At 69.6% G+C, this 17,828-nt stretch carries 20 protein-coding genes and 2 tRNA genes; 3 read left to right on the top strand and 19 right to left on the bottom strand.

The window, feature by feature from the left end:
• The first annotated feature begins 124 nt into the window (after positions 1 to 124).
• Complete coding sequence (locus ALSL_RS09680) at positions 125 to 775, top strand: DUF6445 family protein (protein WP_231700205.1); 651 nt, start codon at positions 125 to 127, stop codon at positions 773 to 775.
• Between the two features lie 21 nt (positions 776 to 796).
• Here ALSL_RS09680 and panD read toward each other — a convergent pair whose 3' ends face one another.
• From panD to pcnB, 5 genes are all read right to left on the bottom strand, one after another.
• Complete coding sequence (gene panD, locus ALSL_RS09675; protein ID WP_126540185.1) at positions 797 to 1,183, bottom strand: aspartate 1-decarboxylase; 387 nt, start codon at positions 1,181 to 1,183, stop codon at positions 797 to 799.
• An 83-nt stretch (positions 1,184 to 1,266) separates the two neighbouring features.
• Positions 1,267 to 2,112, bottom strand: a complete 846-nt coding sequence (gene panC, locus ALSL_RS09670; RefSeq protein ID WP_126538691.1) for a pantoate--beta-alanine ligase — start codon at positions 2,110 to 2,112, stop codon at positions 1,267 to 1,269.
• A gap of 8 nt (positions 2,113 to 2,120) precedes the next feature.
• The gene (panB, locus tag ALSL_RS09665; protein WP_231700329.1) at positions 2,121 to 2,888 is read right to left on the bottom strand and encodes a 3-methyl-2-oxobutanoate hydroxymethyltransferase; all 768 of its coding nucleotides are present in this window, start codon (positions 2,886 to 2,888) and stop codon (positions 2,121 to 2,123) included.
• A 120-nt stretch (positions 2,889 to 3,008) separates the two neighbouring features.
• The gene (gene folK / locus ALSL_RS09660; protein WP_126538687.1) at positions 3,009 to 3,491 is read right to left on the bottom strand and encodes a 2-amino-4-hydroxy-6-hydroxymethyldihydropteridine diphosphokinase; all 483 of its coding nucleotides are present in this window, start codon (positions 3,489 to 3,491) and stop codon (positions 3,009 to 3,011) included.
• Positions 3,488 to 4,849, bottom strand: coding sequence for a polynucleotide adenylyltransferase PcnB (pcnB, locus tag ALSL_RS09655; RefSeq protein WP_126538685.1), 1,362 nt, complete (start codon positions 4,847 to 4,849; stop codon positions 3,488 to 3,490). The genes folK and pcnB overlap by 4 nt, the downstream gene beginning before the upstream one ends.
• A 163-nt stretch (positions 4,850 to 5,012) precedes the next feature.
• On the opposite strand from pcnB, the gene ALSL_RS09650 reads away from it, so the two are divergent.
• A tRNA-Glu gene (locus tag ALSL_RS09650) sits at positions 5,013 to 5,088 on the top strand.
• 117 nt (positions 5,089 to 5,205) lie between these two features.
• On the opposite strand, the gene ALSL_RS09645 is transcribed toward ALSL_RS09650, so the two are convergent.
• Positions 5,206 to 6,333, bottom strand: coding sequence for a ribonuclease D (locus ALSL_RS09645; protein ID WP_126538683.1), 1,128 nt, complete (start codon positions 6,331 to 6,333; stop codon positions 5,206 to 5,208).
• Between the two features lie 60 nt (positions 6,334 to 6,393).
• Between ALSL_RS09645 and ALSL_RS09640 the strand changes: the two genes are divergently transcribed.
• The gene (locus tag ALSL_RS09640; protein WP_126538681.1) at positions 6,394 to 8,334 is read left to right on the top strand and encodes a formylglycine-generating enzyme family protein; all 1,941 of its coding nucleotides are present in this window, start codon (positions 6,394 to 6,396) and stop codon (positions 8,332 to 8,334) included.
• A gap of 72 nt (positions 8,335 to 8,406) precedes the next feature.
• Here the strand turns inward: ALSL_RS09640 and ALSL_RS09635 are convergent.
• From ALSL_RS09635 to ALSL_RS09575, 13 genes are all read right to left on the bottom strand, one after another.
• Positions 8,407 to 8,492 (bottom strand) — tRNA-Leu (locus ALSL_RS09635).
• A gap of 26 nt (positions 8,493 to 8,518) precedes the next feature.
• Positions 8,519 to 9,100 carry a cysteine dioxygenase family protein gene (locus tag ALSL_RS09630; protein ID WP_126538679.1) on the bottom strand — a complete coding sequence of 194 codons (582 nt, stop codon included), beginning with the start codon at positions 9,098 to 9,100 and terminating at the stop codon, positions 8,519 to 8,521.
• Positions 9,101 to 9,148: 48 nt separating this feature from the next.
• Positions 9,149 to 10,243, bottom strand: a complete 1,095-nt coding sequence (gene metX / locus ALSL_RS09625) for a homoserine O-acetyltransferase MetX (protein WP_231700204.1) — start codon at positions 10,241 to 10,243, stop codon at positions 9,149 to 9,151.
• A 47-nt stretch (positions 10,244 to 10,290) separates the two neighbouring features.
• Positions 10,291 to 11,376, bottom strand: a complete 1,086-nt coding sequence (locus ALSL_RS09620; RefSeq protein ID WP_126540183.1) for a tetratricopeptide repeat protein — start codon at positions 11,374 to 11,376, stop codon at positions 10,291 to 10,293.
• A 5-nt stretch (positions 11,377 to 11,381) separates the two neighbouring features.
• The gene (locus ALSL_RS09615; RefSeq protein ID WP_161970948.1) at positions 11,382 to 11,828 is read right to left on the bottom strand and encodes a cytochrome c-type biogenesis protein; all 447 of its coding nucleotides are present in this window, start codon (positions 11,826 to 11,828) and stop codon (positions 11,382 to 11,384) included.
• Entirely contained in the window at positions 11,828 to 12,370 is a 543-nt protein-coding gene (locus ALSL_RS09610) for a DsbE family thiol:disulfide interchange protein (RefSeq protein WP_126538675.1), read from the bottom strand. The genes ALSL_RS09615 and ALSL_RS09610 overlap by 1 nt, the downstream gene beginning before the upstream one ends.
• On the bottom strand, positions 12,367 to 14,367 hold the full coding sequence (locus ALSL_RS09605) for a heme lyase CcmF/NrfE family subunit (RefSeq protein ID WP_126538673.1): 2,001 nt from the start codon (positions 14,365 to 14,367) through the stop codon (positions 12,367 to 12,369). Before ALSL_RS09605 ends, ALSL_RS09610 begins: the two co-directional genes overlap by 4 nt.
• Complete coding sequence (gene ccmE / locus ALSL_RS09600; protein WP_126538671.1) at positions 14,364 to 14,828, bottom strand: cytochrome c maturation protein CcmE; 465 nt, start codon at positions 14,826 to 14,828, stop codon at positions 14,364 to 14,366. Before ccmE ends, ALSL_RS09605 begins: the two co-directional genes overlap by 4 nt.
• The gene (gene ccmD, locus ALSL_RS09595; RefSeq protein ID WP_126538669.1) at positions 14,825 to 15,016 is read right to left on the bottom strand and encodes a heme exporter protein CcmD; all 192 of its coding nucleotides are present in this window, start codon (positions 15,014 to 15,016) and stop codon (positions 14,825 to 14,827) included. The genes ccmE and ccmD overlap by 4 nt, the downstream gene beginning before the upstream one ends.
• Positions 15,013 to 15,771 (bottom strand): heme ABC transporter permease, encoded by a 759-nt coding sequence (locus ALSL_RS09590; RefSeq protein ID WP_126538667.1) that lies wholly within the window; start codon positions 15,769 to 15,771, stop codon positions 15,013 to 15,015. Before ALSL_RS09590 ends, ccmD begins: the two co-directional genes overlap by 4 nt.
• A gap of 4 nt (positions 15,772 to 15,775) precedes the next feature.
• Positions 15,776 to 16,459 carry a heme exporter protein CcmB gene (gene ccmB / locus ALSL_RS09585; protein ID WP_126538665.1) on the bottom strand — a complete coding sequence of 228 codons (684 nt, stop codon included), beginning with the start codon at positions 16,457 to 16,459 and terminating at the stop codon, positions 15,776 to 15,778.
• Positions 16,456 to 17,088 (bottom strand): cytochrome c biogenesis heme-transporting ATPase CcmA, encoded by a 633-nt coding sequence (gene ccmA, locus ALSL_RS09580; protein ID WP_126538663.1) that lies wholly within the window; start codon positions 17,086 to 17,088, stop codon positions 16,456 to 16,458. Before ccmA ends, ccmB begins: the two co-directional genes overlap by 4 nt.
• Positions 17,085 to 17,828, bottom strand: a complete 744-nt coding sequence (locus ALSL_RS09575) for an aspartyl/asparaginyl beta-hydroxylase domain-containing protein (RefSeq protein WP_198410650.1) — start codon at positions 17,826 to 17,828, stop codon at positions 17,085 to 17,087. The genes ccmA and ALSL_RS09575 overlap by 4 nt, the downstream gene beginning before the upstream one ends.

The raw sequence follows: 17,828 nt of genomic DNA, 5'->3' as shown, positions 1-17,828 counted from the left end.
CCTGCGGGGTCGATGCGCACGATGGTAATCGGCAGATGCGCAAGCCTGTGGCCTTGCGTTACCGTCGCGCAAGTCCAGATCTGCAGATTCGATGCCCATGTCGCTCTATGCGCAGCATCCGCCGATGCGACAGCTGCCCTACCGCAAGCCCACCGAGGGCCGCGATTACTGGGTGTTGGACGAGGCCCTGCCCGGCATCGACGCGGTGCGCGCCCGCTGCCTGGCCAAGACCGACTGGACCTATGGCTATCCGACCACCGGCGAATCCTGGCCGGGCATGCGCTCGGTGCCCGCGCTGGAGGCCGGGGAACTGGCGTTCATCGAGGACAAGGTGCGCGCCGCGCTCGGCGTGAAGCGGCTATGGGTGGAACGCGCGGCGGCCGGCGCCCGGCTCGACCACAATTGCGTGCAGGTGGTCGGCCTGGCGGAGGGGGCGGTGAAGCCGCACACCGATTCGCTAGAACTCGCACGCTACGCCGCGGTGCTCTACCTCAACCCGGCGGTGCCGGAACGCTGCGGCACCAGTTTCTTCCGCCAGCGCATGGCCGACGGACGGCTGGGCGGCAACATGGTCAGTCCGCCCTACCGTACCCTTGTCGATGCGCTGGGCACGCGGTTCGTGCCGCCGAGTGCCTTCATCGAGGACCTGCGCGTGGCCCACCGCTACAACCGGCTACTGGTGTACAAGGCGAACCTGATCCACAGCGCCAGCGCCTACTGGGGCCAGGACTTCGCCGAAAGACGGATGACCGCGGTGTTCTTCTGGATGGCCTGAAAAAACGCGCGGCTGAAGCCGTCAGGCCGCAGCCATCTGCTTGGGGATGGCGCGGTTGGTGCGGGTGATGCGGTTGGCCGCATCGACATAGACCAGCATGGGTTCGTAGCCCGCCAGTTCCGCCTCGGCGAGCTGGGCGAAGGCGGCGATGATGATGAGGTCGCCAAGCTGCACGCGGCGCGCGGCGCTGCCGTTCACCGAGATGATGCCGGAGCCTTCCTGGGCGCGCAGCGCGTAGGTGACGAAACGCTCGCCATTGCTGACGTTCCAGGCGTGGATCTGCTCGTATTCACGGATGCCGGCCGCATCCAGCAGCAGGCCGTCCACCGCGATCGAACCCTCGTAGTGGAGTTCGGCCTGGGTGACGGTGGCGCGGTGGATCTTGGCCTTGAGCATGTTGAGGTGCATGGCGCTCACGCGGCCTGCGGGCCGTCGGGGAAGGGGTCTGGCATTATCCCCGCCGGTCTCGGCCCGCCGCAACCTGCGGGTGCTCAGTCGAGCAGCAGGTTGTCGATCAGGCGGGTCTGGCCGAGGCGGGCGGCGATCAGCGCGACCAGACCGCTGCGTTCGTCCGGCTCCGGCTCTTGCAGGTCTTCGGCGCGCCGGATCGCGGCGTAGTCGACCACGAAGCCGGCCCGCTCCAGATGGGTGCGCGCCGCTTCCTCGACGATCGGGCGCGCATGGCCCTTGTGCAGCAGCTGGCGCATCTGCTGCAGGGTGGCATGGATCAGCGGCGCGCGTTGCCGTTCCTCGGCGGACAGGTACTGGTTGCGCGAACTCAAGGCCAGCCCGTCGGCCTCGCGTACGGTCGGCGCGGAAAGCACCTTCACCGGCAGGGCGAGGTCGCGCACCATGCGCTCGATCACCTTGAGCTGTTGGTAGTCCTTCTGCCCGAACACGGCAAGGTCGGGCTGCACCAGGTTGAACAGCTTGCAGACCACCGTCGCCACCCCGTCGAAGTGTCCGGGCCGGTGCGCGCCTTCCAGCACAGCGGTGATCTGCGGTACGTGGATGCTGACGCTCTGCTGCGGGCCATACGGATACATGGTGGCCACGTCGGGGGCGAACAGCAGGTCGCACGCGTGCTCGGCCAGGCCCGCCTGATCCTGCGCGAGGGTGCGCGGATAGCGGGCGAAATCCTCGTTCGGACCGAACTGGGTGGGGTTGACGAACACGCTGGCGACCACGCGGTCGACGCGGGCGCGAGCCAGCTTGATCAGCGCGAAATGACCCGCGTGCAGGTTGCCCATGGTCGGCACCAGGCCGACCGTGCGGCCTTGTGAACGCCAGGCGCGGATGGCGGCGCGCAGGCCGGCCGAGTCTTGTACCGTCTGCATGAGCGGTCCTAGGCGAAGCCGTGTTCGGCGGCCGGAAACACGCCGCGACGCACCTCATCGGCATAGGCGGCGATCGCCGCGGCCACCGAGTCGCGTCCGGCGAGGAAGTCCTTGCTGAACTTGGGCCGCTTGCCCGGCGTGATGCCGAGCATGTCGTAGCAGACCAGCACCTGGCCGTCGCAGTCCGGGCCCGCGCCGATGCCGATCACCGGGATGTCGAGCGAGCCCGTGATGCGCGCGCCCAGGCTGCTCGGCACGCCCTCGATCACCACCAGCTGCGCCCCGGCCGCCTGCACGGCGAGTGCCTCCTCGACCAGCTGGTCGGCGGCATCCCGGGCACGGCCCTGGATGCGGAAGCCGCCGAACTTGTGCACCGACTGCGGGGTGAGCCCCAGATGCGCGCACACCGGCACCGCCCGCGCGGTGAGCGCGGCGATCGCTTCCAGAATATGCGGCGCGGCGCCCTCGATCTTGACCATCGCCGCGCCACCCTCGCCGAGCAGCCGCGCGCCGGCTTCGAGCGCGTGCGCGACGTCGCGATCGGCCATGAAGGGCAGGTCGGCGACCAGCAAGGTGGCGGAAAGACCGCGCGCCACCAGCGCGGTGTGATAGACCATCTGGTCCAGCGTCACCGGCAAGGTGCTCTTGTGGCCCTGCACGACCATGCCGAGCGAATCGCCCACCAGGGCGACATCGACGCCGGCGGCCTCGAGCTGGGCGGCAAAGCTGGCGTCATAGGCGGTCAGCATGACGATGCGCTGGCCGGCGGACTTCATCGCCCGCAGGCCGGGTACGGTGACCGGCTTGCGCGCGGCGACACGTCGGGGTTCGGCGTACACGTGGGGTGTTTCCTGGCGGGGGATGCCGGCGATTATCCGGCCGCCGCCGATGCGGACTCAAGCCAGCGGCACGCAGCCTTGCGTCTCCACGCCGGCGAGCAGGACATCCACCCGGCCCAGCCCAGGCAGGACCAGGTCCGGCGCCAGGTCGGCGAGCGGCAGCAGCACGAAGGCGCGTTCGGCGATGCGCGGATGCGGCAGGGTGAGCTCGGGGGTGTCGAGCACCGTCTCTTCCATGTGCAGAAGGTCCAGGTCGAGCGTGCGCGGGCCCCAGCGCTCGGTGCCGCGCACGCGGCCGGCCGCGCGCTCGATCGCCAGCAGCGCCTCGAGCAGGGTGTTCGGCGCGAGCGTCGTCTCGAGCATCGCCACGGCGTTGAGGAAGGGCGGCTGCGCGGTCATGCCCCAGGGCGGCGTGCGATAGAGCCGCGAGCGTGCCGCCAGTTGCGTGGCGGGCAGCCGCGCGAGCGCTTCGCAGGCCCGCTCCAGCTGCCCGCGTGGATCGCCGAGGTTGCTTCCCAGGGCGACGAAGGCGCGGGTCATGCGGTGCCGGCGCGCCCACTCGTGCGCCGTCGCCGCCGCCGTTTGGGCGCCGGTGCGGCGACTTCGGGCTTCGCTTCGGCCGCGGTGCCCGCGGAAGCCGGCAGCGCGGCCGCCAACACCTCGTGCGGCAGTTGCTGGGCGTGCTCCCACCATTGACCGAGCTCGCGCAGGGCCGGCGACTCCACGCCACGCAGCAGCAGGAAATCGAACGCGGCGCGAAAACGCGGGTGGGCGAGCAGGCGGAACACCTTCTTGCGCTGGAGCTGCTCGAAACGCGGTTGCAGCAGCCAGATCTCTTCCATGGTCAGGGTGAAACGGCGCGGGATGGCCACGCGTCGGCATTGTTCGGCGACCACGTGCGCGGCGGCGCGGCTCCAGGCCTCGGCGGATTCGAGGCCGCGGCCCATCCAGGCGTGGGCGAGGTCGCGCACCTCGCCCCACAGCAGCACCGCGAACAGGAACGCCGGCGTCACCGACTTGTCGGCGGCCACGCGGGCGTCGGTATTGGCCAGTCCCTGCTCGATGAAGGCGCGCAGCGTGGCGTCGCCGCGTTCCAGCGCGCGCGCCACGGGCGGAAACAGAAAGCGCAGCAGGCCGGTGCGTTCCAGCAGGCGGAAGCTCGCCAGGCCATGCCCGGACAGGAACATCTTGAGCGACTCGTCGAACAGCCGCGCCGGCGCCACCTCGGCGAGCAGCGGGCCGAGTTCGGCCAATGGCGCGGCGGCCTTCTCGTCGATGCGGAAGTCGAGCTTGGCTGCCAGCCGCACGGCGCGCAGCATGCGCACCGGGTCCTCGCGGTAGCGCGTGGCCGGATCGCCGATCAGGTGCAGCACGCGATTCTCGATGTCCTGCATGCCGCCCACGTAGTCGCGGACGGAGAAGTCGCTGATGTCGTAATACATCGCGTTGACGCGGAAGTCCCGCCGCAGCGCGTCCTCCTCGATGCTGCCCCAGACGTTGTCGCGCACGATGCGGCCGTCGACGATGTGGCGCCCCGCGGCATCGGCCGCGCCTTCCTCGCTGACGCCGGCGCCGCGGAAGGTGGCCACCTCGACGATCTCATCGCCATAGACCACGTGCGCGAGCCGGAAGCGGCGGCCGATCAGGCGGCAGTTGCGGAAGAGTTTCTTCACCTCCTCCGGGGTCGCGTCGGTGGCGACGTCGAAATCCTTGGGGTGGCCGCCGAGCAACAGGTCGCGCACCGCACCGCCGACCAGGAAGGCCGCATAACCGGCCTCATGCAGACGATAGAGCACGCGCAGGGCGGCCTTGCTGATGTTCTTGCGCGAAATGGCGTGTTCGGCACGCGGAATGATGCGCAAAGGGGCGGCGGCCCCGGTATCGGCTTGCGAATTCAAGCGCTGCGGATCCTCGAAACGAAAAGTGGCCCGGTTGGCCCGCGCATTGGCGCCTGGGGTTTTCTCAAGGAATCGCCGCCCTACCGCGGGGACGTCTCGGGCGCCCGAAGGGCCATTGCCGGGCCAGACAATTGGGCTATACTAGCGCGCTTTCCGGTCCCGCGCTCCCATCGTCTAGTGGCCCAGGACACCGCCCTCTCAAGGCGGGAACACGAGTTCGAACCTCGTTGGGAGCGCCACTCCTTACCGCCGCGCCGGAAGCCCTGGCCAAAAAAGCACCGCAGGGCCGCCGTTTCGATCCCTCCGGTCAAGGCTTGCGCGGGCGGCCGCGTTCGCCGCCGTGCTGTGGCGGCAGCTCAAGGCAGCAGGCTGCTGAGACCGTGCTCCAGCTGGCCCTGGCGCCAGCCGGTGAGCTGTTCGGGCCAACGCGTCGTGACCACGTATTCCTCCAGCGCCTTGCGCGGGCACAGCAGCCCGGGCGGGATGTCCAGTTCCGCGGCCAGCTCGTCCACGTAGTCCTTCATGGCCGCGAGCGCCTGTTTGAGCGGTCCTTGCGGATAACCGGGAATCGGTGCGGTGGCGGCGACTTCCTCCGGCGATACCGGCTTTGCCAGCAGCGCGAACAGTTCGGCGCGCTCGCCGGCGCGCAAGGCCCGCTGGGCGCGACTGCGCGTTTCCAGTTCGCCCGGACTGCGCGGTGGCGACTGCACGAGATCGAGCGCCAGGGTGTCCTCGAGCAGCCACGGGCGCGGCCGGTTCAGCGACCGGGCCCGCTGCTCGCGCCAGTTGAGCAGCCGCCGCAGCAGCGCCTGTCGTTCCGGGTTCCAGCCGGCGGCGGCGCGTAGCGCACGCTGCGGCTGCAGATCGGCCGCACGCTGGCTGGCGCGGGCCTTCAGGCGCTCACAGTCCTCGGCGTGCCAGGCCTCGCGCTCACTGGCCTGGAGCCGTTCGCGCAATGCCTCGTGGAGCGGCTCGAGATAGCGCACGTCGAGCGCGGCATAGCTTTGCTGCGCGGCCGAAAGCGGGCGTTGCAGCCAGTCCGAGCGTGCCTCGCTCTTGTCCAGCTGGACGCCGAGCAGGGCACTGACCAGGGCGCCGTAGCTCAGCCCGAGGCCCAGACCCACGAAGGCCGCGGCGATCTGGGTGTCGAACAGCACCTGCGGGCCTTCCGGCAGCAGCGGCGCCAGCGCTTCCAGATCCTCGCCGGCGCTGTGCATGACCACGACGCCATGGTGCTGCAGACGTTCGAGCGCGGGTGCGGCGTCGAAGGCGAGCGGGTCGACGAGGGCCTGGCGGCCGTGATAACCGAGCTGCACCAGGGCCAACTGCGGAAAGAACGTATTGCGCCGCATGAATTCGGTGTCGAGTGCGAGCACGGCGGACGCCGGGACCGCGTCCAGCCAGTCCGCGAGGGCCTCGGCACGATCGATCCAGGCGGCTCCGGCCGCATCGTGCGCCGTGTCGGTATGCGATTGCCCTGTCATGCGCGCTTGCCCTATGGTGACCCACGCACGATAACAGCCCGCCGATACGCAGCCCAAATCATGCCGAGCAGTCAGACCGTCCAGCGTCAGCGCACCTTGGGGGGCATTTTGGGCGTGCTCGTGCTGGCGGTGGCGCTGGTCTATCACTTCTTCCCGCGGATGTTTCATGTCGATCCCGACGAGATCTCCGCGCGGCGCGCGCAACAGATCGGCGCGGTGCCCGGCAGTCTGGAGACGCGCCCGGCGGCGAGCGCAGGCGACGCCGAGGCGGTGGCCGGACCGCCGCTCACGCTGGCGCCCTCCAGCGTGGTCGCGCGGCGCATGGCGCGTCCGAATCAAGCCTTGCCCGAACAGCATGGCGAGGATCCGCCCCAGGTCCGCGCGCTGCTCGAACGGGCCGCCAAGGCGCTTCAGGCCGGGGAGCTGACCGGCCGCGAGGGCGCCGCGGCGCTCTACGCGCAGGCGGCGCGCATGAAGCCCGACAGCCGCCGCGCACTGGCCGGCCTCATCGAGGTGCGTAACCGGCTGCTGGCCCAGGCCGAGCAGGACATCGCTCTGGGCGACGAAGGCTCGGCGCGCGAGCTGCTCGCCACGCTGCGCACGCTGCCCGACAGCGAGGAGGCGGTCGACCAGCTCGAACACGAGCTCGAAGTCCTGCGCCAGGTGCGGCCGCTGCTGACCCGTGCGGCGGCCCTGTTGCAGCAGGGACACGCCGATCAGCCCCCCGGCAACAATGCGCTGCAGATCTACCGGCAAGTGCTCAAGCTCGACCCGCACAACGCGGTGGCCGAGCAGGGACTGCTGCAGGTCCAGCGTGCCGTGCTGGACCGCGCGCTGGCGGCGGTGGCGCAGAACGACTTCGCCAGCGCCGCGCGCGCCCTGCAGCAGGCCGCGGCCATCGTGCCCGATTCGCCGCAATGGCAGGACGCCCGTTCGCGCATCGAAGACATCCGCCGCCAGCGTGTGGGCGGGCTGTTGGCGCAGGCGCGCTCGGCGCTGGATGCCGGCAACGTCGCGCTCGCCGTCCAGTTGGCCGCGCAGGCCCGGGCCGTCGACCCCGACGCGCCCGAACTGGCCGCGTTCGATGAAAGCCTGACCAATGCGCGGCTGTATGGCGGCTATCGGCCGGGGCAGATCTTCATCGATCGTCTGGCCGATCTGCCGGGACAGGCGCCGGCGATGGTGGTGATCCCGGCCGGACGCTTCATCATGGGCGCTGCCGATGACGAGCGCGGACATACCGACGCCGAGGTGCCGGCCCACCAGGTGACGATCGCCAGGGGGTTCGCGCTTGGGCGCACCGAGGTGACCGTCGGCGAGTTCCGTGCCTTCGTCAAGGCCAGCGGTTATCGTCCCGATTCGGAGCGTCTGGGCGGCGCCAGTGTCTACGACGAGCGCAGCGGCGCCTTGCGCGAGGACAGACAGGCGAGCTGGCGCGACGATTACGCAGGCCACCCGGCCGCGGACAACCTGCCGGTGGTCAACGTGTCGTGGAACGATGCTCAGGCCTATGCCGCGTGGCTCTCGCAGCACACCGGCAAGCGTTACCGCCTGCCCAGCGAGGCGGAGTTCGAATATGCGTTGCGCGGCGGTACCCGCACCCGTTACTGGTGGGGGGAAGGTAACCCGACGCAGGCGGTGGAAAACCTGACCGGCAGCGGCGACCGTTCGCCGCGTGGACGGCGCTGGAGCCATGCCTTTCCCCATTACCGCGACGGTTATTGGGGGCCGGCACCGGTGATGAGCTTCGCGACCAATCCATTCGGGCTCTACGACATCGACGGCAACGTTTCCGAATGGGTGGCCGACTGCTGGCACGACAATTATCTGCGCGCCCCGCAGGACGGCAGCGCCTGGCTCAATCCCGGTTGCACGGTGCACGTGGTGCGCGGCGGCTCCTGGGGCAGTTCGCCCGAGCAGGCGCGCTCGGCCTTCCGTCAAGCGGCAGCGGCCGACACGCGCAGCGGCCGGGTCGGCTTTCGCCTCATGCGCGAGCTTTGAGGTCCGCGCAGGCGTGCCTTTTACCGGGCGATCGGCGACAAAAAAACCCCGCACGAGGCGGGGTTTTTCAACTGGTACCGGTGATAGGACTCGAACCTACACGGCATCGCTGCCAGCGGATTTTGAGTCCGCCGCGTCTACCATTCCGCCACACCGGCGTGTGAAGCAGCCATTATGCCTTGCCTCAGTGCACGGGGTCGAGCCCCAGTGCCCGTTCGCGACGCACATACCAGGAATCCTCGGGTAGCGGTTCGAATACGGCGCAGTGCGTCATCGCCCCGGCATAGATGTGCAGACTCACCGCGATGGTGTCCTCGCTGGGGTTGCGGATGGTGTGGTACTCGTGCGGCGGGATCAGGCTGCCGGCCGAACCCGGTCCGGCCTGGATCGCGCCGACCGGCTGGAAGCGGTAGCGGTCGGCGCGGCTGTCCAGCGGATCGTATTGGGTGACCTCGAGTTCACCGCTGCAGACGCCTTCGACGCACCACATGCCGGCATGGTCGTGGATCAGCGTGCCTTGGCCGGGGGCCCAGGTCATCGCCACCACGCTGTAGCCCAAGGTGTCGCTGCGATAGAGCTCGCGGCGGGCGTAGCGGCCAGCGGCCGGCTCGAACACGCATGGCGGCAGCTGGAGCGTGTCGCTGCGGATCAGCCGGCACAGGGCATGGCGCAGCTGATCGGTGATGGCCGGCAGCGCGCCCTGGGCGACGGCGGCGTCGATGACGCCGATCAGTGCGTGGCAGCCCGGAAACTCGATGGTGAGCATGGCTTTGCGATCCTCCACCCAAGCAGGGCATGTAGCTGGCCGATCCGGTCAGCGTGGTTCGTTGCGTCCGGCCAGGGTCGCCATGAAAGCGCCGATGGCCGGGCCATAGTGGGCGATGTCGACCAGGAAGGCATCGTGCCCCTGCGGCGAATCCATGGCAATGAAGTCGACCTCGGCGCCGCCGGCACGCAGGCCCTGGGCGATCTGTTCCTGCTGTTCGAGCGGGAACAGGATGTCGGTACCCGCGCCGAGCACCAGCGCACGTTCCAGCTGGATGCGCCGCAGGCCCGCGTGCACGTCGCCATCGCCGTAGCCGGCGACGTCGAACCAGTCGCTGGCACGGGAAAGGTACAGATAGCAGTTGGGATCGAAACTGCGCACGAAACGTTGCGCATGTGCCTGCAGGTAACGCTCGACCTCGAATTCGTAGCCGAACGGTTCATCGTCGCGATGTTCCGAATCGAGCCGAATGCGGGCGAAGCGACCCTTCCATTCCATCGCCGAGCGATAGGTGATGACACCGAGCTTGCGCGCGATGCTCATGCCCGCTTCCGGGTATTTGCCGCCGGGCCGGGCCGGGATGTCGTAGTTGCCGTGGTCCCACTGCGGATCGAGGCGGATGGCCTCGCGCTGCAGCGAGCGGATGGCAATGGCGAACGGCTGCGCCTGCGGCGCGGTATTCACGCTGATGTGCGCCCCGGCGCTGCCCGGATGCTGCAGCAGATACGCCAGTGCGCTCATGCCGCCCATCGAACAGCCGATGAGGCAGGCCAGGCGCCCGATGCCCAGGCCTTCGTGGGCCAGCGACCAGGCCGCATTGGCCACGTCCTCGAGCGATAGCGCGGGAAAGCGCAGGCGGTAGGGTTGTCCGGTGGCCGGATCGATCGAGGCCGGCCCCGTCGAGCCCTTGTCGCTGCCCAGCGAATTGACACAAACCACGTACCAGCGGTCGGTATCGATCGGCTTGCCCGGGCCGATCATCGCCTCCCACCAGCCCGGCGAGGGATCGTCGGCACTGGAGGCGGCATGCGCGCTCGGCGACAGCCCGGTGAGGATGAGCACGGCGTTGTCGCGGGCATCGTTCAGCCGGCCCCAGGTCTCATAGGCCACGCGTGCGCCGTGCAGCGCACCGCCCCGTTTCATCGGAAACGGCGAAGGCAGGGCGTGGTAGCGCCGTGCGTCGCCCACTCTCAGCGCACCCGGTCGAGGGTGATCGCGACCCGCGCGCCGTCCTTGAGCTCGACCACGCCGGCATCGCCTTCGAGATCGCCGGGTTGGGCGAGCGCCTGGCCGCTCTTGCTGACGCGCGCGCCGACGAACACCCGGCGCGCCGAGGAGAGCCGATGTTGCGGCGTCATCGCCATCGCATCGGTCAGCGTCACGGTGGCCGGCAGCGTGGCGGCGTCGAGCCTGGCCACCGCGAGCGGCATCGCCGGCCCCTGCGCATCGCGGGCATAGACGAACAAGGTGTCGCCCTTGCCGATCCGCCCGGCCAGGGCGGGGGCGACACGCACCTCAACGGTAAGGGCGACACCAGTCGCCGGCGGCTGGGACGCCGCGGTGGAGGATGCGGCCGTGGGCGTCTGCGGCGGCGATGGGGTAGCGTCCATCGCCATCGGCGGCTGGCCCAGCCGGCGCTTGGCTTCGTCGATCTGTGCGGCGACTGACTGCGCGACCGGGGATCCCGCCTTAAGTTGCGGCAGCAGCCGCTGCCAGTGTTCGATGGCTTCCTGGTAATGATCCTGTTGATAGGCGGCGATGCCGAGCAGCCACAACGCACGCTGATTGTCCGGCTCGCGTGCGGCCACGCGTTGGAGCAGCTCGAGCGCGCGGCCTTCGAGCCGGTGATCGGGGCGTGCCTGGGCGTCGGCCTCGGCCCAGCCCAGCATGGCGGTGGTGTCATCGGGCGCGCGTTCGAGCAGTCGCCCGAAGGCCTCGCGCGCCTCGGCCGGTCGCTGCAGGGCGAGCAGGGTACGGCCGAGCAGCGCCCAGCCCTGCGCATCGTCAGGCTGCTCGGCCAGATGCTTGCGCAGGGCGGCGATGGCCTGGTCGATGTCGCCGGCAGTCGGTTCACGGGTGACGCCCTGCAGTGCGGCGGGCGTGCCGATGGCCATATACAGCCCCACCGCGACCAGCGGCAGGGCGAAGGCCATGCCGAGCGCGAGTGCCAAGGTGCCGCGGGTATGTCCGCCCTGGCGGCGGGCCGCCTTGAGCAAGGGCACCAGCAGCAGGGCCAGGGCGACGCAGAGCATCAGCGCCGCAAGCAGGAAGAACATCACCCTCACCAGTCGTCTCCCGGCTCGGCGGCGGTTTTGGCGGCGCTGGCCGCGCGGCTGCGACGGCGCACGGTGATGCCGACGGCGAGGGCGCCGGCGACGAGGATCAGTGCCGGGCCGAACCACAGCAGCAGCGTGCCGCGATCGAGCGGCGGGTCGTACAGCACGAACTTCGAATAGCGGGCGACCAGGTACTGCTTGATCTCCTCGTCGCTCTTGCCCTGCTGCATCAGCTCGAACACCTCGTGGCGCAGGTCGCGGGCGAGCTCGGCGTTGGAGTCGGCGAGGTTCTCGTTCTGGCAGACCAGGCAGCGCAGTTGCGCGGTGAGCTTCTGGAAGCGCACTTCCTCGGCGTGATCCTTGAACGGCAGCGGATCGATCGCCTGCGCATGGGCGGTGCCGATGACCGCGAACAGCAGGGCGCACAGCAAGGTACGCATCGCCCTGGCCATCAGCGCGCCTCCCGTTGCAGCTCGGCGATGCGCGGTTTGAGTTCCTGCTCGATGAGCTCGGGGGTGAACGGGCCGATGCGCTTGTAGCGGATCACGCCCTTGGCATCGACGAGGAAACTTTCCGGCGCGCCGTACACGCCGAAGTCGATCGCGGTGCGGCCCTCGCGGTCGGCGATCACCCGGTCGTAGGGGTTGCCGTGCTGCGCGAGCCAGGCCTTGGCGTCGGCGGGATCGTCCTTGTAGTCGTAGCCGATCACCGGAATGCCGAGCTGCCTGCCTTCGGCCATCAGCACCGGGTGTTCCTCGGCGCAGGCCACGCACCAGCTGGCGAACACGTTGATGAGATAGGGCTTGCCGAGCAGATCGGCCTTGCGCAGCGTGCGTGATGGATCATCCAGATACGGCAGGCTGAAGTCGGGCGCGTTCTTGCCGATCAACGGCGAGGGCACCTCGCGCTGATCGTGGCCGGTGTTCCACCAGATGCCGAAACCGAACAGCGCGACCAGCAGCAGGAAACCGAACAGCGGCAACAGCCGGTTCATGCGCGCGACTCCTGCGCGGTGGCCGTCGGTGATGCGGCCGTCATGTCGGCGTCCTGCGTGGCGGCGGTGGCCGCGCGGCGCGTGCGGAAGCGCCGGTCCGCCGCGCTGACGAAGCCGCCCAGCATCATCAGCAGGCCGCCGGCCCAGATCCAGCGCACGAACGGTTTTTCGTAGAGCCTGAGCGCCCATGCGCCTTCGGGGTGTTGCGGGTCCATCGGTTCGCCGAGCGCGACATAGAGGTCACGGGTGATGCCGGGGACGATCGCCGATTCGGTCTGCACCTGACCGCGCAGGTAGGTGCGCTTTTGCGGATGCATCAGCGCGAGCGGGCGATCGTCGTGGAACACCCGCACGGTGCCCTGCACGCCGTGCCAGTTGGGCCCGGCGCTTTCGCTCACGCCCTCGAAGCGGAAGCGATACGCGCCCAGTCGCTGCTCCTCGCCCGGCGCCATGCGCACATCGCGGGTGACGCTGAGCGATTCGGAGAGCATGACACCGATCAGGAACACGCCGACGCCGAAGTGCGCGAGCAGCATGCCGGCCATTTCCGCCGGATAGCGCCGGCCACGCGGCATCTCGCGCCAGCGCTTGAAGGCGTACAGCAGCACGCCCACGCCGACCCACACCGCGCCGGCCACACCGGCGACGGCCCGGGCCTGGCCATGGGTGAGGAAGGCGGCGACGAGGGCGCAGGCCAGTGCGGCCACGGTCACGCGCAGCAGCACGCGCTTGAGCAGCCCGGCATCGCCCGCGCCGCCCCAGCGCAGGAACGGCCCGAACGGCAGCAGCAGCACCACCGGCAGCATCAGCAGGGTGAACAGGAAGCCGAAATACGGCGGCCCCACCGACACCTTGCCGAGGTTGAGCGCATCGCCGATCAGCGGGAACAGCGTGCCGAGCAGCACCATCGCCGCGGCGACGGTGAGCATCAGGTTGCCGATCAGGATCGCGCTCTCGCGCGAGACGACGCCGAACGGCTTGCCGCCGGCCACCTTCGGCGCGCGCAGTGCGTACAAGAGCAGCGAGCCGCCGACCACTACGGTGAGGAAGCCCAGGATGAACAGGCCGCGGCGCGGATCGGAGGCGAACGCATGCACCGAGGTCAGCACGCCCGAGCGCACCAGGAAGGTGCCGAGCAGCGACAGCGAGAAGGCGAAGATCGACAAGAGGATGGTCCACGCGCGCAGGCTGCCGCGCTTCTCGGTCACCGCCTGCGCGTGTACCAGCGCGGCGCCGACCAGCCACGGCATGAAGCTCGCGTTTTCCACCGGGTCCCAGAACCACCAGCCGCCCCAGCCGAGCTCGGCGTAGGCCCACCAGCTGCCGGCGACGATGCCGGCGGAAAGGAATCCCCAGGCTACGTTGGTCCACGGCCGCGACCAGCGCACCCACGCCTGTTCCAGCTCGCCGCCGAGCAGACCGGCGATGGCGAAGGCGAAGGCCACCGAGAAGCCGACGTAACCCATGTAGATCACCGGCGGGTGGAAGGTCATGCCGGGATCCTGCAGGACCGGATTCAGATCGCCGCCGTCGGCCGGCATCGGCAGCAGACGCTCGAACGGGTTGGAGGTGAACAGGATGAAGGCGAGGAAGCCGACGCCGATCAGGCCGAGTACGCCGACCACGCGGGCCAGGAAGGCTTCCGGCAACTGCCGGCTGAGCGCGATCAGCGCCACCGTCCACACGTTGAGGATGGTGACCCACAGCAGCATCGAGCCCTCGTGCGCGCCCCACACCGCGGCGATGCGGTAGTACCAGGGCAGCGCGAGGTTGGAGTTGTCAGCGACGTAGCGCACCGAGAAATCGCACTGCAGGAACGCCCACGCCAGCAGCACGAAGGCGGTGCCGACGAACACCGCCTGTCCGGCGGCGGCCGGCCGCGCCAGCGCCATCAGTGCGCGGTTGCCGCGCCAGGCGCCGACGATCGGCAGCACGCCCTGGGCGAGCGCGAGCAGCAGGGCGAGGATCAGCGCGAATTGACCGAGTTCCGGCGTCATGGGCGGCTCTCCCGGTCGGTCCGCCCGACCTGCTTGCCCTGATGCGCCTTGGCCATCGCGTCCTTGAGTTCCTTGGGCATGTAGGTCTCGTCGTGCTTGGCGAGCACCTCGGTGGCGACGAAGCGCGCGTTGTCCATGTGGCCGGTGGCGATCACCGACTGGTTGTCGCGGAACAGGTCGGGCAGGATGCCGGTGTACTCGACCGGCATGGCGCCGCCCGCGTCCACCACGGTGAAGGTGACTTTCAGCGAGTCGGGATCGCGCCGGATCGAGCCGGACTTGACCATGCCGCCCAGGCGGAAGGTGGCATAGCCATTGGCGGCGCCCGAGTGCACCTGGCTCGGCGTGAACAGGTAATTCATGTTCCGCTGCAGGGCGAAGACGCCGAGCCCGATCGCCACCCCGGCGGCGGCGAGCACGAGCAGGACGAGGGTGAGGCGGCGTTTGCGGGTCGGATTCATCGAACGTCGGAGGTTTCGGGTGGGCGCGACCGGCGTGTCTGCCGGGCGAGACGTGCGCGCAATTCACGCAACAGGCGCCGGCGGCGCAGCACCGGTGCGAGGAAGTCGGCGGCGAGCACCAGCACGAACACCGCATAGGCTGGCCACACATAGGCCGCATAGCCGCCCATGGCGAGAAAGCCGCTCATCCGCGCCCCTCGCCCAGGGCGATCTGCCGCACCCAGTCCTTGCCGCTCTCCAGCGCGAGCAGGTCCGTGCGCACGCGGCCGCACAGGCTGGCGAGGTAATAGAGCTTGGTGGCGAGCATCATGGTCAGCAGCGGCCAGAGCATGTCCGCGCTGATCTTCGACGGTCCCAGCAGGCGCACGGTGGAACCCTGGTGCAGGGTGTTCCACCAGTTCACCGAGAAATGCACGATCGGCACGTTGATGATGCCGATCAGCGCGAGGAAGGCGGCAGCGCGCGCGCCCTGGCGGCGATCCTCGAAGGCGTGATAGAGACCGATCACGCCCAGGTACAGGAACAGCAGCACCAGTTCGGAGGTCAGCCGCGCGTCCCAGGTCCACCAGGTGCCCCACATCGGCTTGCCCCACAGCGAGCCGGTGACCAGGGTGATGAAGGTGAAGGCCGCACCGATCGGTGCTGACTCCATCGCCACCACTTCGGCCAGCTTCACCCGCCAGATCAGCGCGACGAACGCCGCCACCGCCATCACGCCGTAGACGAACAGGCCCATCCACGCGCAGGGCACGTGGATGAAGATGATCCGGTAGGCGTCGCCCTGCTGGTAGTCGGCCGGCGCCAGCACCAGACCGCCGTACAGCGCCACCGCGCCGAGCAGCACGGCGAGCGCGAGCGCCCACGGCCGCAGCCAGCCGGCCACGCGGTAGAAGACCGGCGGCGAGCCGAGCTTGTGCACCCACAAGGGAATCCACTTGGCCATGTCGTCAAGCGTCCAGCGCGATACGGAGGGCGGCAGCGCAAGCCAGCGGAGCCAGGACCAGTGCCAGGGCGAGGCCGGCGCCGAGCCAGGCGACCGGCGCGGCCCACGGCAGCCCTTGCTGCGCGGCGGCCACGGCGCCGGCGGCGAAGATCACCACCGGCACGCCGAGCGGCAGCAGCATCAGCGCCAGCAGCATACCAGAGCGCCGGGTGCCGGCCGTCAGCGCGACCAGCACCGCGCCGAGCAGGCTGATCAGCGGTGTCGCCAGCAGCAGCGCCAGCAGCAGGGTCGGCAGCACCGCGCCCGGCAGGTGCAGCATGCCCGCCAACAGCGGCGCCACCACGATCAGCGGCAGTGCGGTGGTCATCCAGTGGGCGAGGATCTTCATGCCCAGCAGCGGCGCCAGCGGCTGCGGTGCCAGCACCAGCTGCTCCAGCGAGCCGTCCTCGAGGTCGCTGCGGAACATCGCGTCGAGTGCGAGCAGCATGGCCAGCAGCACGGTCACCAGCACCACGCCGCCGGCGATCCGGCGCAACAGCGGCTCGTCCGGACCGAGCGCGAAGGGAAACAGCGTGGCGACGATGAGCGCATACAGCACCGGCATGGCGATGTCGCCGCGCCGCCGCCAGGCCAGCAGCAGGTCGCGACGCAGCACGGCGGCGCAGGCGTGGGCAAGGGGCGCATTCATGCGTGCAGACGGATCCGCCGCGGCTGCCCGCCGTGGAAGCTGACCGCGCCGTGGCTGGTCACCAGCGCGCTGCCGCCGGCCTCGACGTGCCGCTCCAGCAGGCGGTTGACCAGCGCGATGCCGGCCCGGTCCAGGTTGGCGTAGGGCTCGTCCAGCAGCCACAGCGTGCCGGGCAGGAGCAGCAGGCGGGCGAGCGCGGCGCGCTTTTTCTGGCCGGCGGAAAGCCGCCGCACCGGTTCGTCCTCATAGCCGGCGAGGCCCACCTCGTCCAGCACGCCGTCGATGTCTAGGCCGCTCCGCGTGCCATGCAGGCCGGCGGCGACGGCGAGGTTTTCGCGCGGGCTGAGATCGCCCTTGAGGCCCAGCTGATGGCCGAGCAGCAGGACCTCGCCGGCGTTGTCCTCGCGCCGCCACGGCGCGCCGCGCCAGTACAGCGCGCCGGCATCCACGTGCAGCAGGCCGGCGAGCAGGCGCAGCAATGTGGTCTTGCCACTGCCGTTGTCGCCTTCCACCAGCGCGAGCTCGCCCTCCTCGAGACGGAAGTCGAGCGGCCCGAACACGGGCTCGTCGGCGCGCAGGAAAGACAGCGCGCGCGCTTCCAGCAGTGCGGGCGGGGCGGGAGCGCTCATAGCCGGTGCTCCCGGTGCCATTGCGCAAGGTTCCTGAGTGGCTGACGCACGTACGGGCTCATCTGGATGACGCGCAGCAGGGCACGGTTGAACAGTGTCCCGATCCGGTCCATCGGCCGGTCGATGTCGATGAACAGCACCGCGCGCAGCTCGTCGGTGTCGTTGCGCACCTCGTGCTCGTAGCTGTCGTCGAACAGGATCACCTTGCCCTCGTGCCAGTGCAGGATCTGATCGTCGACGCGAATCCACACGTTGCGCCAGTCCGCCGGCACCTTGAGCCCGAGATGCGCGCGGATCACCGCGCGGGTCGGTCCCTTGTGCGGGGCGATGTGATAGTGCGGCTTGAGGATGGAGAACATCGCGCTGCGCATGCCGGGCAGCGTGTCCAGCACGGCGGCGGTGCGCGGACACAGCGCGCAGTTGTGGTCCACGCGCTTGCCGTAGACGTAGAAGCCGAAGGTCTTCCAGTTGTCGCCCTTGGAGATGCGCTTCTGGTCCGGCGAGATCTGGTGGAACGCGGGGAGTTCCTCCGGATGCTCGAGCAGGTGGTCCAGTTCCGCGCGGATCTCGCGCCAGGCGCCTTCCAGACGCGGCACCCAGTCGAAGTAGTGGTTGTCGATCACCGGCGTCGTCGGAATCCGCGAATGCCGGGCCTGGAAGCGTCCATTCCAGCGCAGGAAGTGCTTGCCGCCCTTGATCAGCAGGCGACGCCACAGCGGGGCTTGGTCGGGGTTGGCCAC

The organism is Aerosticca soli (assembly GCF_003967035.1).
Lineage (GTDB): Bacteria > Pseudomonadota > Gammaproteobacteria > Xanthomonadales > Rhodanobacteraceae > Aerosticca > Aerosticca soli.
The sequence above is the reverse complement of the archived record's forward strand: the minus strand, read 5'-3'. Positions and strand labels throughout refer to the sequence as shown.

Bases quoted from the DNA above. Each gene is read 5' to 3' on its own strand.
- panC (WP_126538691.1), bottom strand. From the start codon at position 2,112: ATGCAGACGGTACAAGACTCGGCCGGCCTGCGCGCCGCCATCCGCGCC.
- ccmA (WP_126538663.1), bottom strand. From the start codon at position 17,088: ATGAGCGCTCCCGCCCCGCCCGCACTGCTGGAAGCGCGCGCGCTGTCT.
- ccmD (WP_126538669.1), bottom strand. From the start codon at position 15,016: ATGAGCGGCTTTCTCGCCATGGGCGGCTATGCGGCCTATGTGTGGCCA.
- metX (WP_231700204.1), bottom strand. From the start codon at position 10,243: ATGAAACGGGGCGGTGCGCTGCACGGCGCACGCGTGGCCTATGAGACC.
- panB (WP_231700329.1), bottom strand. From the start codon at position 2,888: ATGAAGTCCGCCGGCCAGCGCATCGTCATGCTGACCGCCTATGACGCC.
- panD (WP_126540185.1), bottom strand. From the start codon at position 1,183: ATGCACCTCAACATGCTCAAGGCCAAGATCCACCGCGCCACCGTCACC.
- ALSL_RS09590 (WP_126538667.1), bottom strand. From the start codon at position 15,771: ATGGCCAAGTGGATTCCCTTGTGGGTGCACAAGCTCGGCTCGCCGCCG.
- ALSL_RS09640 (WP_126538681.1), top strand. From the start codon at position 6,394: ATGCCGAGCAGTCAGACCGTCCAGCGTCAGCGCACCTTGGGGGGCATT.
- ALSL_RS09680 (WP_231700205.1), top strand. From the start codon at position 125: ATGCGACAGCTGCCCTACCGCAAGCCCACCGAGGGCCGCGATTACTGG.
- folK (WP_126538687.1), bottom strand. From the start codon at position 3,491: ATGACCCGCGCCTTCGTCGCCCTGGGAAGCAACCTCGGCGATCCACGC.
- ALSL_RS09620 (WP_126540183.1), bottom strand. From the start codon at position 11,376: ATGTTCTTCCTGCTTGCGGCGCTGATGCTCTGCGTCGCCCTGGCCCTG.
- ALSL_RS09605 (WP_126538673.1), bottom strand. From the start codon at position 14,367: ATGACGCCGGAACTCGGTCAATTCGCGCTGATCCTCGCCCTGCTGCTC.
- ALSL_RS09610 (WP_126538675.1), bottom strand. From the start codon at position 12,370: ATGAACCGGCTGTTGCCGCTGTTCGGTTTCCTGCTGCTGGTCGCGCTG.
- ALSL_RS09645 (WP_126538683.1), bottom strand. From the start codon at position 6,333: ATGACAGGGCAATCGCATACCGACACGGCGCACGATGCGGCCGGAGCC.
- ccmB (WP_126538665.1), bottom strand. From the start codon at position 16,459: ATGAATGCGCCCCTTGCCCACGCCTGCGCCGCCGTGCTGCGTCGCGAC.
- ccmE (WP_126538671.1), bottom strand. From the start codon at position 14,828: ATGAATCCGACCCGCAAACGCCGCCTCACCCTCGTCCTGCTCGTGCTC.
- ALSL_RS09615 (WP_161970948.1), bottom strand. From the start codon at position 11,828: ATGGCCAGGGCGATGCGTACCTTGCTGTGCGCCCTGCTGTTCGCGGTC.
- ALSL_RS09630 (WP_126538679.1), bottom strand. From the start codon at position 9,100: ATGCTCACCATCGAGTTTCCGGGCTGCCACGCACTGATCGGCGTCATC.